The sequence below is a fragment of the Streptomyces sp. NPDC028314 genome, assembly GCF_055565795.1.
Genome location: NZ_JBVHTP010000012.1, coordinates 144986 through 158773 on the forward strand (window position 1 = coordinate 144986; position 13788 = coordinate 158773).

At 73.1% G+C, this 13788-nt stretch carries 15 protein-coding genes and 1 pseudogene; 10 read left to right on the forward strand and 6 right to left on the reverse strand.

Annotation, left to right across the window (positions count from 1 at the left end; all coding sequences use genetic code 11):
- The first annotated feature begins 13 nt into the window (after window positions 1–13).
- The 4 genes from ACZ4TG_RS26640 (at window position 14) to ACZ4TG_RS26655 (ending at window position 3562) form a co-directional block, all read left to right on the forward strand.
- Entirely contained in the window at window positions 14–967 is a 954-nt protein-coding gene (locus tag ACZ4TG_RS26640; protein ID WP_468167095.1) for an ABC transporter ATP-binding protein, read from the forward strand.
- Window positions 964–1719 carry an ABC transporter permease gene (locus ACZ4TG_RS26645; protein WP_468167097.1) on the forward strand — a complete coding sequence of 252 codons (756 nt, stop codon included), beginning with the start codon at window positions 964–966 and terminating at the stop codon, window positions 1717–1719. The genes ACZ4TG_RS26640 and ACZ4TG_RS26645 overlap by 4 nt, the downstream gene beginning before the upstream one ends.
- Window positions 1720–1796: 77 nt before the next feature.
- On the forward strand, window positions 1797–2915 hold the full coding sequence (locus tag ACZ4TG_RS26650) for a sensor histidine kinase (RefSeq protein WP_468167301.1): 1119 nt from the start codon (window positions 1797–1799) through the stop codon (window positions 2913–2915).
- A 29-nt stretch (window positions 2916–2944) separates the two neighbouring features.
- Window positions 2945–3562 (forward strand): response regulator transcription factor, encoded by a 618-nt coding sequence (locus ACZ4TG_RS26655; protein WP_468167099.1) that lies wholly within the window; start codon window positions 2945–2947, stop codon window positions 3560–3562.
- 65 nt (window positions 3563–3627) lie between these two features.
- Here the strand turns inward: ACZ4TG_RS26655 and ACZ4TG_RS26660 are convergent, their stop codons facing one another.
- Both ACZ4TG_RS26660 and ACZ4TG_RS26665 read right to left on the reverse strand, forming a co-directional pair.
- A complete protein-coding gene (locus ACZ4TG_RS26660) occupies window positions 3628–4419 on the reverse strand; it encodes a transglutaminase family protein (RefSeq protein ID WP_468167101.1) in 792 nt (263 codons plus the stop codon).
- The gene (locus ACZ4TG_RS26665) at window positions 4416–5399 is read right to left on the reverse strand and encodes a GNAT family N-acetyltransferase (protein WP_468167103.1); all 984 of its coding nucleotides are present in this window, start codon (window positions 5397–5399) and stop codon (window positions 4416–4418) included. Before ACZ4TG_RS26665 ends, ACZ4TG_RS26660 begins: the two co-directional genes overlap by 4 nt.
- 117 nt (window positions 5400–5516) lie before the next feature.
- On the opposite strand from ACZ4TG_RS26665, the gene fdxA reads away from it, so the two are divergent.
- Window positions 5517–5843: a ferredoxin gene (gene fdxA / locus ACZ4TG_RS26670; protein ID WP_030291119.1), complete on the forward strand. Its 327-nt coding sequence runs from the start codon at window positions 5517–5519 to the stop codon at window positions 5841–5843.
- A gap of 131 nt (window positions 5844–5974) precedes the next feature.
- On the forward strand, window positions 5975–7069 hold the full coding sequence (gene dapC / locus ACZ4TG_RS26675; RefSeq protein WP_468167105.1) for a succinyldiaminopimelate transaminase: 1095 nt from the start codon (window positions 5975–5977) through the stop codon (window positions 7067–7069).
- A gap of 118 nt (window positions 7070–7187) precedes the next feature.
- On the opposite strand, the gene ACZ4TG_RS26680 is transcribed toward dapC, so the two are convergent.
- Both ACZ4TG_RS26680 and ACZ4TG_RS26685 read right to left on the reverse strand, forming a co-directional pair.
- Complete coding sequence (locus ACZ4TG_RS26680) at window positions 7188–7595, reverse strand: ATP-binding protein (RefSeq protein WP_468167107.1); 408 nt, start codon at window positions 7593–7595, stop codon at window positions 7188–7190.
- A gap of 237 nt (window positions 7596–7832) precedes the next feature.
- Window positions 7833–8804, reverse strand: a complete 972-nt coding sequence (locus ACZ4TG_RS26685; protein ID WP_468167109.1) for a hypothetical protein — start codon at window positions 8802–8804, stop codon at window positions 7833–7835.
- A 125-nt stretch (window positions 8805–8929) separates the two neighbouring features.
- On the opposite strand from ACZ4TG_RS26685, the gene dapE reads away from it, so the two are divergent.
- Window positions 8930–10009 (forward strand): succinyl-diaminopimelate desuccinylase, encoded by a 1080-nt coding sequence (gene dapE / locus ACZ4TG_RS26690; RefSeq protein ID WP_468167111.1) that lies wholly within the window; start codon window positions 8930–8932, stop codon window positions 10007–10009.
- 64 nt (window positions 10010–10073) lie between these two features.
- Window positions 10074–10826: pseudogene (locus ACZ4TG_RS26695) on the forward strand (LOG family protein); the annotation flags it as partial.
- Between the two features lie 110 nt (window positions 10827–10936).
- Here ACZ4TG_RS26695 and folP read toward each other — a convergent pair.
- Window positions 10937–11797, reverse strand: a complete 861-nt coding sequence (gene folP, locus ACZ4TG_RS26700; RefSeq protein ID WP_468167113.1) for a dihydropteroate synthase — start codon at window positions 11795–11797, stop codon at window positions 10937–10939.
- 76 nt (window positions 11798–11873) lie between these two features.
- Between folP and ACZ4TG_RS26705 the strand changes: the two genes are divergently transcribed.
- Window positions 11874–12227 (forward strand): DivIVA domain-containing protein, encoded by a 354-nt coding sequence (locus tag ACZ4TG_RS26705; RefSeq protein ID WP_468167115.1) that lies wholly within the window; start codon window positions 11874–11876, stop codon window positions 12225–12227.
- On the forward strand, window positions 12224–12802 hold the full coding sequence (locus ACZ4TG_RS26710) for a DNA-3-methyladenine glycosylase I (protein ID WP_468167117.1): 579 nt from the start codon (window positions 12224–12226) through the stop codon (window positions 12800–12802). Before ACZ4TG_RS26705 ends, ACZ4TG_RS26710 begins: the two co-directional genes overlap by 4 nt.
- Window positions 12803–12827: 25 nt before the next feature.
- Here ACZ4TG_RS26710 and chcB read toward each other — a convergent pair whose 3' ends face one another.
- Window positions 12828–13631 carry a 2-cyclohexenylcarbonyl CoA isomerase gene (gene chcB, locus ACZ4TG_RS26715; RefSeq protein ID WP_468167119.1) on the reverse strand — a complete coding sequence of 268 codons (804 nt, stop codon included), beginning with the start codon at window positions 13629–13631 and terminating at the stop codon, window positions 12828–12830.
- Window positions 13632–13788 lie beyond the last annotated feature (157 nt).

Sequence of the window (13788 nt, forward strand, 5' to 3'; positions counted from 1 at the left end):
CGAACCTCGACCCATGACGACGACAACCGCGACGCAACCAGCCGCCGCCAGGACCCCCGGCACCGGCACCGTGGTGAGCTTCGAGAACGTGACCAAGAGCTACGGCGCCGTACGGGCGGTCGACGGCCTCTCCCTCGAACTCCACCCCGGCGAGACCGTCGCACTCCTCGGACCCAACGGCGCCGGCAAGTCCTCCACCCTCGACCTGCTGCTCGGCCTGCGCCCCGCCGACACCGGCAGCGTCCGGCTCTTCGGCTCCACCCCCCGCGAGGCCATCGCCGCCGGCCGGGTCGGCGCGATGCTGCAGAGCGGCGGCCTGATGGAGGACGTCACCGTACGCGAGCTCGTCACGCTCGGCTGCTCCCTGCACCCCCGGCCGCTCCCGGTCGACGAGGTGCTCGCCCGCGCCGGGGTCGACGGCATCGCGGACCGGCTCGTCAACAAGCTCTCCGGCGGCCAGGAGCAGCGCGTCCGCTTCGCCCTCGCCACCGCCGGCCAGAACGACCTGATCGTGCTCGACGAGCCGACCACCGGCATGGACGTCACCTCGCGGCAGGCCTTCTGGGCCACCATGCGAGAGCAGGCCGCGCAGGGCCGTACGGTCCTCTTCGCCACCCACTACCTGGAGGAGGCGGACGCGATCGCCGACCGGGTGCTGGTCCTCAACAAGGGCCGGCTGCTCGCCGACGGCACCGCCGCCGAGATCAAGGCCAAGGCGGGCGCCCGCAAGATCGCCTTCGACCTCACCGACGGCCCCGTCGACGAGGCGGCGCTGCGCGCCCTCCCGCACCTGACCGCTTACGAGCGCCGCGGCGACACCGTGAAGCTCCAGTCGCGCGACGCCGACGCGACCGTGCACGCCGTCTACGCCCTGGGCCTCTACCCCCGGAACCTGGAAGTCGCCGGGCTGGGTCTGGAGCAGGCCTTCATCGCCCTCACCGAGGCCGAGGAGGCCGACGCATCATGATGACCACCGGAACGACGAAGCTCGTCAAGCTCGAAATCACCCGCGCCCTGCGCAACAAGAAGTACCTGTTCTTCACGGTGCTCTACCCGGCCGCCCTCTTCCTGATGCTCGGCGGCACCCTGGACGGCACGACCAAGGTCATGGGCACCGAACTGACCATGCCCGCCTTCTACATGGTCGCCATGGCCTCCTTCGGCGCCCTGACCGCCGTCCTGATGGGCAACAGCGAGCGCATCGCCAAGGAGCGCGAGAAGGGCTGGGTCCGCCAGCTGCGGCTGACCGCCCTGCCCGGCCGCGGGTACGTGCTCGCCAAGACCGCCAGCGCCGGCGTCCTCTCGCTCCCGTCCATCCTCGTCGTCTTCGCGGTCGCCGCGGCCGTCAAGGGCGTACGGTTCGAGGCCTGGCAGTGGCTCGCCCTGACCGGCTCCATCTGGGCCGGCAGCCTCGTCTTCGCCGCCCTGGGCGTGGCGATCGGCTACCTGGCCAGCGGGGACACCGTCCGCCCCATCACGATGCTCTTCTACTTCGGCCTGTCGATCCTCGGCGGCCTGTGGATGCCCACCGCGAACTTCCCGCAGTGGCTGCGAAACATCTGCGAGTGGCTGCCGACCCACGCCTACGCGGGCCTCGGCCAGGCCATCGAGCTGGGCGGCGCGCCGCACGCCAAGGACGTGGCGATCCTCGCGGTGTACTTCGTACTCTTCACCGGTGCCGCCGCCTGGCTGTACCGCAAGGACTCGCTGAAGGCATGACGGTGACGAGCGTGACGGACGTGAGGTACGCGGCGGAACGGGCCGATGGGCGCAACAACCGCGCCCTGCGGATCGCGATGCCGTCGGAGAACCGCCGCCAGAGGGTCGTGAAGCTCACCTGGACGGGCCTGTGGCTCTTCTACCTCAGCGCGCCCGTCACCGACCTGATCCGCGGCGGACACAGCCTCGGGGCCCGGCTGCTCGGCGGCCTGGGCCTCGCGGCCTTCGTCGTCTGGTACCTGATCCTGGTCCTGCGCTCCGCACGGCAGATGCCGGTCCGCCGGGTCCTGCTCTCGGTGACGGTGCTGGCCGCCCAGGCCACCGTCCTCTCCCTGACCCTGGGCCGCGAATGGCTGGTGCTCTTCGTCTACGTGGCCATCTCCTCCGGAGCCGCGCTGCCCGGCGAGATCTCCCGCTGGACCGTCCCCGCCGCGACCGCGGTGCTCACGGCCACGGCCTTCGCCGTACCGGGCGGCGACGAGTACCTGGCCGGCCTGCTGATCCCGTCCCTGATGGGCGGGTTCGCGATGATCGGCGTCCGCGCGATGATCCGTACGACCATAGAGCTCCGCCAGGCCCGGGCCACGGTGGCGCAGCTCGCGGCCAACGAGGAACGGCTGCGCATGGCCCGGGACCTGCACGACCTGCTGGGGCACTCGCTGTCGCTGATCACGCTCAAGAGCGAGCTGGCGGGGCGGATGCTCCCGGACCGGCCCGAGGCGGCCGCGCAGCAGGTCGCGGACATCGAACGGGTCAGCCGGCAGGCGCTGGTGGACGTACGGGAGGCCGTGAGCGGCTACCGGCGTCCGACCCTGCCCGGCGAACTGGCCGGCGCCCGGACCGCGCTGGCAGCGGCGGGCGTACTGGCGGACCTCCCGGCCGGGTGGACGCAGGAGCTTCCCGAGGACGTGGAATCCGCCCTGGCCTGGTCGCTGCGCGAGGCCGTGACGAACGTGGTCCGGCACAGCGGGGCCGGGCGGTGCGCGGTCACCCTGGGCGTCCGGCAGACCCTGGCGGGACCGGTCGCCGAACTGACCGTCTCCGACGACGGCTCGGGCGGCGCCGCGGTCCCCGGCAACGGCCTCACGGGCCTGACGGAACGTCTGGAGGCGGTGGGCGGCACCCTGGCCGCGGGCCCGGCGGGCAGGACCGGCTTCCGGCTGCTGGCCCGCGTCCCCCTGGGGGGCCCGGCTTGACCGACAGGACACCCCCTAGGATCGGCCCCATGACCTCACGGCCCATCAGGATCCTCCTCGCCGAGGACCAGTCCATGGTCCGGGAGGCACTGGCCGCACTGCTCGGCCTGGAACCGGACATCGAGGTGCTGGCCCAGGTCGCCCGCGGCGACGAGGTGGTGGCGGCGGCCCGCGCCCACGACGTGAACGTCGCGCTCCTGGACATCGAGATGCCGGGCATGACCGGCATCGAGGCGGCGGCCGCCCTGCGGGCCGAGCTGCCGGGGCTGCGGATCGTCATCCTGACCACCTTCGGCCGCCCCGGCTACCTGCGCGGCGCGATGGAGGCGGGAGCCTCGGCCTTCCTGGTCAAGGACGCCCCGGCCGCGCAGCTGGCGGACGCGGTGCGCAGGGTGCTGGCGGGCGAGCGCGTCATCGACCCCACCCTGGCGGCGGCGGCCCTGGCGGAGGGCGCGAACCCCCTGACGGACCGGGAACGGGAGGTCCTGCGGGCGGCGGAGTTCGGCGCCACGAACGCGGAACTGGCCCAGCGGCTCCACCTGTCCCCGGGCACGGTCCGCAACTACCTCTCGACGGCGATCCAGAAGCTCGCGGCGCGCAACCGCGCCGAAGCCGTCCGCACGGCCCGCGAGAAGGGCTGGCTCTAGAAGTCCGCGCCCGGGCCCCGGCCCGGCCCGGCCAGCCCGACCAGCCCGGCCCGGCCCGGGCCGCGTCAGTTCAGGAGGGCGCGGGCCGAGAGGGCCTCCGCGCGGATGCGGTCGGCCGCCCCGGCGTCCACCGCCCGCACGATCTCCGCGTACGCGTCCAGCTCCGCCGCCCCCGTCACGAACTCCCCCCGCTCCACCAGCAGCCGCGCCCGCTCGTAGCGCAGCGAGGCCGGGTGGGAGGGCAGGAGCAGCGACAGGTCCAGCGCCCACAGGGCGACCGCCGAGTGCTCCGGCCGGGACGAGGCCCAGGCCCGGACGTTGTTCAGGATCCGCAGGACGATGTCCAGGGTGCGGGCCGGGGTGCGCGGTCCGGCGGCCAGTTCCGCGGGGCCGGTGCCCGGCGCCGCGCCCCCCGCGAAGGGGTCCACCACCACCGCTTCCTCCGGATCCCCGAAGCCCACCACGAAGTGCCCCGGCAGGCCCAGCCCGTACACCGGCGCGCCCGCCCGCCGCGCCACCTCCAGCCAGACGACGGACAGCAGGATCGGCAGGCCCCGCCGGCGCCTGAGCACCTCGTGCAGCAGCGAGGACGACAGCCGGTCGTAGTCCGCCGGGGTCCCGTGGAACCCCATCCGGCCCCCCAGCAGCTCCGTCACCGCCGAGGCCCACGCCTTCGCGCCGCGCAGCCCGTACGGCAGCATCCCCGCCAGCCGGTCCAGCTCGATCTGCGCCCAGTCCATGGCTCGCTCGTCGAGATCGGGATCCGCCTCGGCCGCCAGCAGCAGGCACAGCAGCGCCAGGTCCGGCCGCTCCGAGCGGACCTCCTCCGCGAACCGCCGCCGCGAAGCGGAGCTCACTTCGCCGCCCGGTAGTGGTGGTACGCGTGGTGCGTCGCGAAGCCCATCCCGTCGTACAGGGCCCGCGCGCCCGGGTTCTCCGCCTCGACCTGGAGCCAGGCCGCCGAGGCGCCCTCCTCCAGCGCCCGCCGGGACAGCGCCGCCATCACCGCGGTGGCCAGCCCCTGCCGCCGGTGCTCCGGGTCCACGGACACCGCGCCGAAACCGGCCCACCGCCCGTCCACCACCATCCGCCCGACCGCCCGGCCGCAGCCCAGGGACGCGAACCACACGGAGGGCCCCTCCACCAGCATCCGCCGGGCGAGCTCCGGGTCCCGGACCCGCCCGTACCGGGCCAGCCACTCCTCGTCCGGGGCGCGGGTCAGACGTACGTCCGAGACGTCCGCGTCCACGTCCGCGATCGGGGCCAGCGCCCCGATCCGCACCTGCGCCGAGACCTCGTTGGCCCAGCCCAGCCGCTCCAGCTCCGCGCACAGCAGCTCCTGGGTGCCCGCGGCGCCCGTGGCGGCCTGCACGTACGCGGGAAGTCCGCGCTCCGCGTACCAGGACGTCACCCGGTCGAGTGCTTCCGGGACCGGTATCCCGGGGTCTCCCAGTGGCAGCGCGGAGTTGGCCCGCCGGGTGAAGCCGCCGGCCGCGCGCAGGGTCCACCCGCCCAGCTGCTCGCTCTCCAGCGGCCGCCAGGCCCGCGCCGTGACCCGTGCGAGCTCCTCGAAGGAGGCCGCGGGCCCCCTCCTGCGGGCGGGCGCCGCGGGCACCGTCTTGCCCGCGACCAGCGTGGATTCCGCGATGCGGACGGACGTACCATCCTTACGTGTGATGGTCAGCACACCATCGTTCCAGGATGTGAGAACACCGACGGTGTCCATGAACGTCGGGGGGCCGCTCCGGCCAGCCTCCACCCGTCGTACAGAGACTCGTTTCCCCACGTCAGCCGGGGTAATACGGATCTCCAGCAGCCCACCGGCAGTGATTTCCACAGCTCTGTCCGCCCCTCCTGTTCGGATCGTGCCCGGGAACGGAGATACTAGGTGCGGGCATCGACGACGCCGCGCTCCCGCGCGATATGGAAAGCCCTACCGAGGAGGAACGAGAGCGTGACCTACGTCATCGCGGAGCCTTGTGTCGACGTCAAGGACAAGGCATGCATCGAAGAGTGCCCCGTCGACTGCATCTACGAGGGCCAGCGGTCCTTGTACATCCACCCGGACGAGTGCGTCGACTGTGGTGCGTGTGAGCCGGTCTGCCCGGTCGAGGCCATCTTCTACGAGGACGACACTCCGGAGGAGTGGAAGGACTACTACAAGGCGAACGTCGAGTTCTTCGACGAGCTCGGTTCGCCCGGTGGTGCCTCGAAGCTGGGCCTGATCGAGCGCGATCACCCCTTCATCGCCGCGTTGCCGCCCATGGGCGAAGGCCACTGACGGTCACCGCCCCAGGCGGAACGCGTGCTTCGGTCCCGTACGGCATTCCGCCGCGCGGGACCGAGCCATTTCCGTACCGGCCCAGCCCCCGCCCGCTTCGACCCCAGCACGCACAGAGAGCAGAGACCACCGTGGCCGCAGTATCCGACCGTCTTCCCGCCTTTCCCTGGGACAAGCTGGAGCCGTACAAGGCGACTGCGGCGGCCCACGCGGACGGGATCGTCGACCTGTCGGTCGGCACGCCCGTGGACCCGGTGCCCGAGCTGATCCAGCGCGCCCTCGTCGCGGCCGCCGACTCGCCGGGATATCCGACGGTGTGGGGCACGGTCGCGCTGCGCGACGCGATCACCGGCTGGCTGCGCGGCCGTCTCGGCGCGAGCGCCGCCGGACACCGCAACGTGCTGCCGGTGGTCGGCTCCAAGGAGCTGGTGGCCTGGCTGCCGACCCAGCTGGGCCTCGGCGCCGGCGACAAGGTCGCGTACCCCCGGCTCGCCTACCCGACGTACGAGGTCGGCGCGCGGCTGTGCGGGGCCGAGCCGGTCGTGTACGACGACCCCACCGAGCTGGACCCGGCCGGGGTGAAGCTGCTGTGGCTCAACTCCCCGTCCAACCCCACCGGCAAGGTCATCCCCAAGGAAGAGCTGGTCCGGATCGTCGCCTGGGCGCGCGAGCACGGGATCCTGGTCTTCAGCGACGAGTGCTACCTGGAGCTGGGCTGGGAGGCCGAGCCCGTCTCCGTCCTCCACGACGAGGTGTGCGGCGGCTCGTACGAGGGCCTCGTGGCCGTCCACTCGCTCTCCAAGCGGTCCAACCTGGCCGGCTACCGGGCCGCCTTCATCGCCGGTGACGCCGACGTGCTCGGCGAACTGCTGGAGATCCGCAAGCACGGCGGCATGATGACGCCGGCGCCCGTCCAGAACGCCGTGGTCGCGGCCCTCGGCGACGACGCCCACGTCGCGGAGCAGCGCGCCCGCTACGCCGCCCGCCGCGACGCGCTGCGCACGGCCCTGGAGGCGCACGGCTTCCGGATCGAGCACAGCGAGGCCAGCCTGTACCTGTGGGCGACCCGGGACGAGCCCTGCTGGCAGACCGTGGCCCACCTCGCGGAGCTGGGCATCCTGGTGGCGCCGGGCGACTTCTACGGGGAGGCGGGCGCGAACTTCGTCCGGGTCGCCTTCACCGCCACCGACGAGCGGGTCGAGGCCGCGGTCAAGCGCCTCGGCTGAGCCGGGACGGCCGCGGATCGGGGCCGGCCGGCCCGGGACCGCGGCAGCGGCCGCAGACGGCCCGAGGGGCCGGGAGTTCGCACTCCCGGCCCCTCGGTGTTTTCCGCCCGTGCGGTGATCAGCCACCCAGCGGCAGACCGCCGGGCAGCCCGCCGGGCAGGCCGCCCGGCAGACCTCCGGCAAGACCGCCCGGCAGGCCGCCGGGGAGGTCGCCGGTCGCGGGCAGCTGGCCCACCGGCAGGTCCTTCGTGGCCGGCAGCCCGCCGAGCAGACCGCCCGCCGTGCCCGTCAGGTCGGCGGCGGGAGCGGCCTTCGCCGCGGTGTCCGTGGCGGTGGCGGCGACGTCACCCGCCGCGTCGGTGGCGGCGGCCGGGGCGACGGCGTCCGGCGCGGTGAGCGTGTCCAGCTGCGGCACGGACTCCAGGCCCGCGGCGCTGGCCGCGCCGGCCGCACCGACCACGGGAGCTGTCCCGGCTGCGAGCAGCAGCGCGGCACGGGCGATCCGACGGGTCAGGGGGAGGGACATGTTGCTCCTAAGCGGTAGCGGCTGAGTACGCCGTGTCTAACCGCTCCTGGGGCGTGCGAAGTTGCGGACCTGGTGGGTAAAGGATCGGTAACGCATCGTTTAATCGGCTTCCGCGACAAGCGCACCGGATGCGCGCCCACCAGGGCTTCCTCCGGTCCGGGCCCCCCGGGGGCCGGCCGGCGGTCACCCCCGTACGGGGGACGGGTCGTACGCCCGAGCGGTCGCCGGGCCGGCCGCTCAGCGGGCCACGAAGATCCGCACCTCGTCCGCGGCGCTGCCCGGCTCGCCGGCCACGCCCCTGGCGCCCGCGCCGCCCTTGCCGCCCCTGTCCTGCCAGCGGCCCTCGGCCTCGCCCGCGACCCAGCTCCTGGGGGAGTACGAGACCCGCGCGATGCCCATCTCGCGCGCATGGGCAACCGCCCACTGCGCCACCAGGCGGCTCTGCCGCGGTTCGGCCTCGCCCGCGCCGCTCGTCCGGGCGACGGTGACCTCGGTCTCCCCGGCCCCGGCGCCCCCGGTCTGCGCGGCGCCGGCGACCGCCTCCATGCGCACCTGCTTGCCGAAGATCCGGGTCAGCTCCGTCCGCACCTTCGCCGGGTCGCCCGGCTCGGTGGGCGCGGGCCCGCCGCAGGTCACCGAGCCGGCGCCGCCGAAGGCCGCCGTCAGCACGGTCGCGTCCGGCTCGTGCTTCGCGTACGCCTGCGGGAAGCCGCTGAGCTGCACCTTCTGCGCGGCCACCGTCAGCGGGAGCCGCGAGTACCCCTTCACCTCGACGAGCCGGTCGTAGAAGATCCCCGCCGAGTAGACCGGGTCCCTGATCTGCTCCGGGGTGCCCCACCCCTGCGAGGGCCGCTGCTGGAACAGCCCGAGCGAGTCCCGGTCGCCGTGGTCGAGGTTGCGCAGCGCCGACTCCTGCATCGCGGTCGCCAGCGCGATCGTCACCGCCCGCTCCGGCAGGCCCTTGGCGACACCGACGGCCGCTATCGTCGCCGCGTTCGCCGCCTGCTCCGGGGACATGTCGTAAGACTGGCCGGAACCGCCCTTGCCGCCGGGGTCCGTCGCCCGGGCCGTGCAGTGCGGGGCACCGCCACCGCCGTTCGACTCGTACTGCACGGCGAAGTAGCCGCCGAGCGCGAGCAGTACGAGCAGGCCCGCGACCTTTCTGAAAGGCCGGCGGCGACGGGGGCGGGAGTCATCGGTCCGGGACACGCGGCCCACCGTACTTCAGCCATATGACGAGCCCACATGACGACTCCATATGAAACGCCCATATGACGCGTCCACCGGGCGGACGGACCGGCCCGCACAGCACCCCGGGCGTTAGGGTCAGTTCCATGTCCGAATCCGAGCTGGACCTCACCCTGGACGCTGCCGAGCTGACCGCCCGGCTCGTCGACATCCCTTCCGTGAGCGGCGACGAGAAGGCACTCGCCGACCTCGTGGAACACGCGCTGCGCGGCCTCCCGCACCTCACCGTCGACCGCTTCGGCAACAACGTCGTCGCCCGCACCGGCCTCGGCCGCGCCGAGCGCGTCGTACTCGCCGGCCACCTCGACACCGTGCCGATCGCGGACAACGTCCCGTCCCGGCTGGACGAGAACGGCGTCCTGTGGGGCTGCGGCACGACGGACATGAAGTCCGGGGTCGCCGTCCAGCTGCGCATCGCGGCGACCGTGCCCGAGCCGAACCGGGACCTCACGTTCGTCTTCTACGACCAGGAGGAGGTCGCCGCCGACCTCAACGGCCTGGGCAAGGTCGCCGAGGCCCACCCCGACTGGCTCAAGGGAGACTTCGCGGTATTGCTCGAACCCTCCGACGCCGAGGTCGAGGGAGGCTGCCAGGGCACCCTGCGCGTCCTGCTGCGCACGGCCGGCGAACGCGCCCACTCCGCGCGCAGCTGGATGGGCTCCAACGCCATCCACACCGCGGGCCCGATCCTGGCCAGGCTGGCGGCGTACGAACCGCGCAAGCCGGTCATCGACGGCCTGGAGTACCACGAGGGCCTCAACGCGGTCCGTATCGAGGGCGGCGTCGCCAACAACGTCATCCCGGACGCCTGCACGGTGACGGTCAACTTCCGCTACGCCCCCGATCGCAGCGAGGCGGAGGCCCTGGCCCACGTGAAGGAGGTCTTCGCGGACTGCGACATCGCCGAGTTCGTCGTCGACGACTCCTCCGGCGGCGCCCTGCCGGGCCTCTCCCACCCGGCCGCCGCCGCGTTCATGGAGGCCGTCGGCGGCCGTGCCATGCCCAAGTTCGGCTGGACGGACGTGTCCCGCTTCAGCGCGCTGGGCGTACCGGCGGTCAACTACGGCCCGGGCGACGCCCTGCTGGCCCACAAGGTCGACGAGCGGGTCGAGACGAAGGCGATCCTGCACTGCGAGGAACGACTCCGCGCCTGGCTGACCTCCTGAATTCCGCTTCTCGTCACCTTTGTGCGCCTAACCTGATCCAACGATCAGCAGGAGGGAGCACATCATGGGCAACCCCGAAGGAACCGCTCGTCGTCGGCCCGAGGAGCAGCAGCTCGGGCCGGTGCTGAGGAGGCGGAGCCAGATCAAGGCGGGCAGTACGACCGACCAGCGGCTGCTGGATTCGGCCGGGCCCTCCGAGTGGGTGCACACCGATCCCTGGCGGGTCCTGCGCATCCAGTCGGAGTTCATCGAGGGCTTCGGCACGCTGGCGGAGCTGCCGCCGGCGATCAGCGTGTTCGGCTCGGCCCGCACCCCGGTCGACTCGCCGGAGTACGACGCGGGCGTACGGATCGGGCGCGCGCTCGTCGACGCCGGCTTCGCCGTGATCACGGGCGGCGGCCCGGGCGCCATGGAGGCCGCCAACAAGGGCGCGCGGGAGGCCAACGGCGTCTCCGTCGGCCTGGGCATCGAGCTGCCCTTCGAGCAGGGCCTGAACCAGCACGTCGACCTGGGGCTGAACTTCCGCTACTTCTTCGTCCGCAAGACGATGTTCGTGAAGTACAGCCAGGGCTTCGTGGTCCTCCCCGGCGGGCTCGGCACGCTGGACGAGCTGTTCGAGGCGCTGACCCTGGTCCAGACCCGGAAGATCACCCGCTTCCCGATCGTGCTGTTCGGCACGGAGTACTGGAGCGGGCTGATCGACTGGCTGAAGAACACGGTGATCGCGCAGGGCAAGGCCTCCGAGTTCGACCTGCTCCTCTTCCACGTCACGGACGACGTGGAAGAGGCGGTGACGCTGGTCAGCAAGGAGGTCGGCGAGGGCACGAACGAACGGGTCGCCCTCGCCGCCACCGAAGAGGCCGCCCGGGAGACCGGCGACTAGCCGCGGGAACGGCCGCCCGCCGGGGCCCGCTCGGGACTGCCCGGTCAGGCCAGCCCCCGGCGGGCGACCGCCGGGGGCCGGTGGCCCTGGATCGAGGCGACCATGTCGAGGATCTGCTTCGTCTCCGCGACCTCGTGGACCCGGTAGACCCGGGCGCCCAGCCAGGCGGAGACGGCCGTCGTGGCCAGGGTGCCCAGCAGGCGCTCCTTGACCGGCTTGTCGAGAGTCTCGCCGACGAAGTCCTTGTTGGACAGGGAGACCAGGACCGGCCAGCCGGTGTCGGCCATCTCCGACAGGCGCCGGGTGGCCTCCAGCGAGTGGCGGGTGTTCTTCCCGAAGTCGTGGCCCGGGTCGATCATGATCGCGTCCCGCCGCACACCGAGGGCGGCCGCCCGCTCGGCCAGGCCCACCGTGACGTTCAGGATGTCCGCCATCACGTCCTCGTACGAGGTCCGGTGCGGCCGGGTGCGCGGCTCGACCCCGCCCGCGTGGGTGCAGACGATGCCGGCGTCGTAGCGCGCGGCGACCTCCGCCAGCTTGGGGTCCACCCCGCCCCACGCGTCGTTCAGCAGATCGGCCCCGGCCTCGCACACGGCCTCGCCGACCTCGTGCCGCCAGGTGTCCACGCTGATCACCACGTCCGGGTGGCGGCGCCGCACCTCGGCCACGAAGCCGACCGTACGGCGGGCCTCCTCGGCCGCGTCCACGTGCTCGCCCGGGCCGGCCTTGACCCCGCCGATGTCGATGATGGCGGCGCCCTCGGCCACCGCCCGGTCGACCCGCTCCAGCGCGGGCTCGTCGCGGAACGTCGCGCCCTGGTCGTAGAAGGAGTCCGGAGTCCGGTTCACGATGGCCATGATCACCGGCTCGTGGGTGTCGAACTCGCGCCTGCCCAGTCGCAGCATCCTGCTCTTTCCTCCTTCGGCGGCCCTCGCGCCTCGCCTGCGACCTTAACCTGGTGGCCGGAGTCTCTCAGGGGAGTTGATCGTGTTCTGGTTCTTGCTGATCGCGCTGGTCGTGGTCGTGGCCGCGGTCACCCTCGCGGTGGTCGGCGGAGGTTCGGAGGCCGTGCTGCCCGAGGCGGAGCCGGACCGGGTGGCCGACGGGCTCCCCGAGACCCGTCCGGTGGTACGGGCGGACATCGACGCGCTGCGGCTGCCGGTCGCGCCGCGCGGCTACCGGATGGCCGAGGTGGATGACGTACTCGACCGGCTCGCGGCCGAGCTGGCCGAGCGGGACGCGCGGATCGCGGAGCTGTCCGCGGCGCGGACCCCGGCCCCCGCGCGGGACGAGGCGCCGGAGGACCGGATCGACCTCACGAAGGACGAGCGGTGAGCGGCGGACTGGTCGCCGGGCCGGACGGCGGCCTGCGCTGTCCGTGGGGGCTCTCCACCGAGGACTACGTCGTCTACCACGACACCGAATGGGGCAAGCCGGTCCACGGCGACGACGCGCTCTACGAGCGGCTGTGCCTGGAGGCCTTCCAGTCGGGGCTCTCCTGGCTGACGATCCTGCGGCGGCGCGAGGGCTTCCGCAAGGCCTTCGCGGATTTCGAGATCGCGGCGGTGGCGCGCTACGGCCCGGCGGACGCCGAGCGGCTCCTCGCGGACGAGGGGATCATCCGCAACCGGGCCAAGATCGAGGCGACCCTCGCCAACGCGCAGGTGCTGGCCGGGTGGCGGCCCGGGGAACTGGACGAGCTGGTCTGGTCCCACGCCCCGAAGAAGCCCGGCCGGCCCCCGAGGAGCGTCACCGACGTCCCCGCGGTCACCCCGGAGTCCACGGCCCTGGCCAAGGCGCTGAAGAAGGCCGGCATCCGCTTCGTCGGCCCCACGACGGCCTACGCCCTGATGCAGGCGTGCGGCCTGGTGAACGACCACCTCGCGGGATGCGTCTCCCGCGAGGTGTAGCCCGTTCCTGCGGGCCCCTCCCCGGTCAGCGGCCGAGGTACTTCGGGGTCTCCTTCGCCAGGAACGCCTGGACCGCGATCCCGTGGTCCTCGGAGGCGCCCGCGCGGGTCTGGAGGGCGTCCTCCCGCTCCAGGGCCCGCGAGAGCGGGTGGGCGGCCCCGTACGCCAGGGACTCCTTCAGGGCCGCGTAGGCCACCGTGGGGCCCGCCGCGAGGGTACGGGCCACCGACTCGGCCTCCGCCGCCAGCGACTCCGCCGGGACCAGCCGGTTCGCGATGCCCAGGTCGTAGGCCTCCTGTGCCTTGACGGAGCGCGGGAACAGCAGCAGGTCCGACGCGCGCGAGGCGCCGATCAGGCGCGGGAGGGTCCACGAGACGCCCGAGTCGGCGGTCAGCGCCACCCCCGCGAAGGAGGTGTTGAAGGACGCCGTGTCGGCGACGACGCGGAAGTCCGCGGCCAGCGCGAAGCCGAAGCCCGCCCCGGCCGCGACCCCGTTCACGCCCGCGACCACCGGCTTCGGCATCTCCGTGAGCGCCCGCACGATGGGGTTGTAGTGCTCGGAGACCGTGCTCATCGTCAGGGAGGAGCCGGTCTCGCGGTCCGCCGCCAGGTTCCCGATGTGCTCCCTGAGGTCCTGCCCGACACAGAAGGCCCGGTTGCCGGCCGCGGTCAGCAGGACGGCCCGTACCGCCGTGTCCGCGGCCGCGTCCTGGACCGCGTCGCGCAGGGCGACCTTGGTCTCCGTGTTCATCGAGTTCATCGCGTCGGGCCGGTTGATCGTGATGGTCGCGAGTCCGTCGGTCACTTCGTAGAGCACGCTGTCGGCCATGGCGGGGGTCCCCCTTCGTCGCGGGCTTGGCTACCGGCCGGTACCGGCCGGTGCAAGGGCCAGCATGGCGGACCGGACCGGGCCCGGACATGTGATGTGCGTCAAAGAAACCGGAGGGCGGCCCCAGGGGGCAGCGGCGAAGTATCGCAGGCGGCTC

Coding starts and splice junctions, on each gene's coding strand:
- ACZ4TG_RS26645 (WP_468167097.1), top strand. CDS start 964: ATGATGACCACCGGAACGACGAAGCTCGTCAAGCTCGAAATCACCCGC.
- folP (WP_468167113.1), bottom strand. CDS start 11,797: ATGCTGCGACTGGGCAGGCGCGAGTTCGACACCCACGAGCCGGTGATC.
- dapE (WP_468167111.1), top strand. CDS start 8,930: ATGTCCGAATCCGAGCTGGACCTCACCCTGGACGCTGCCGAGCTGACC.
- ACZ4TG_RS26680 (WP_468167107.1), bottom strand. CDS start 7,595: ATGTCCCTCCCCCTGACCCGTCGGATCGCCCGTGCCGCGCTGCTGCTC.
- chcB (WP_468167119.1), bottom strand. CDS start 13,631: ATGGCCGACAGCGTGCTCTACGAAGTGACCGACGGACTCGCGACCATC.
- ACZ4TG_RS26655 (WP_468167099.1), top strand. CDS start 2,945: ATGACCTCACGGCCCATCAGGATCCTCCTCGCCGAGGACCAGTCCATG.
- ACZ4TG_RS26650 (WP_468167301.1), top strand. CDS start 1,797: ATGCCGTCGGAGAACCGCCGCCAGAGGGTCGTGAAGCTCACCTGGACG.
- ACZ4TG_RS26640 (WP_468167095.1), top strand. CDS start 14: ATGACGACGACAACCGCGACGCAACCAGCCGCCGCCAGGACCCCCGGC.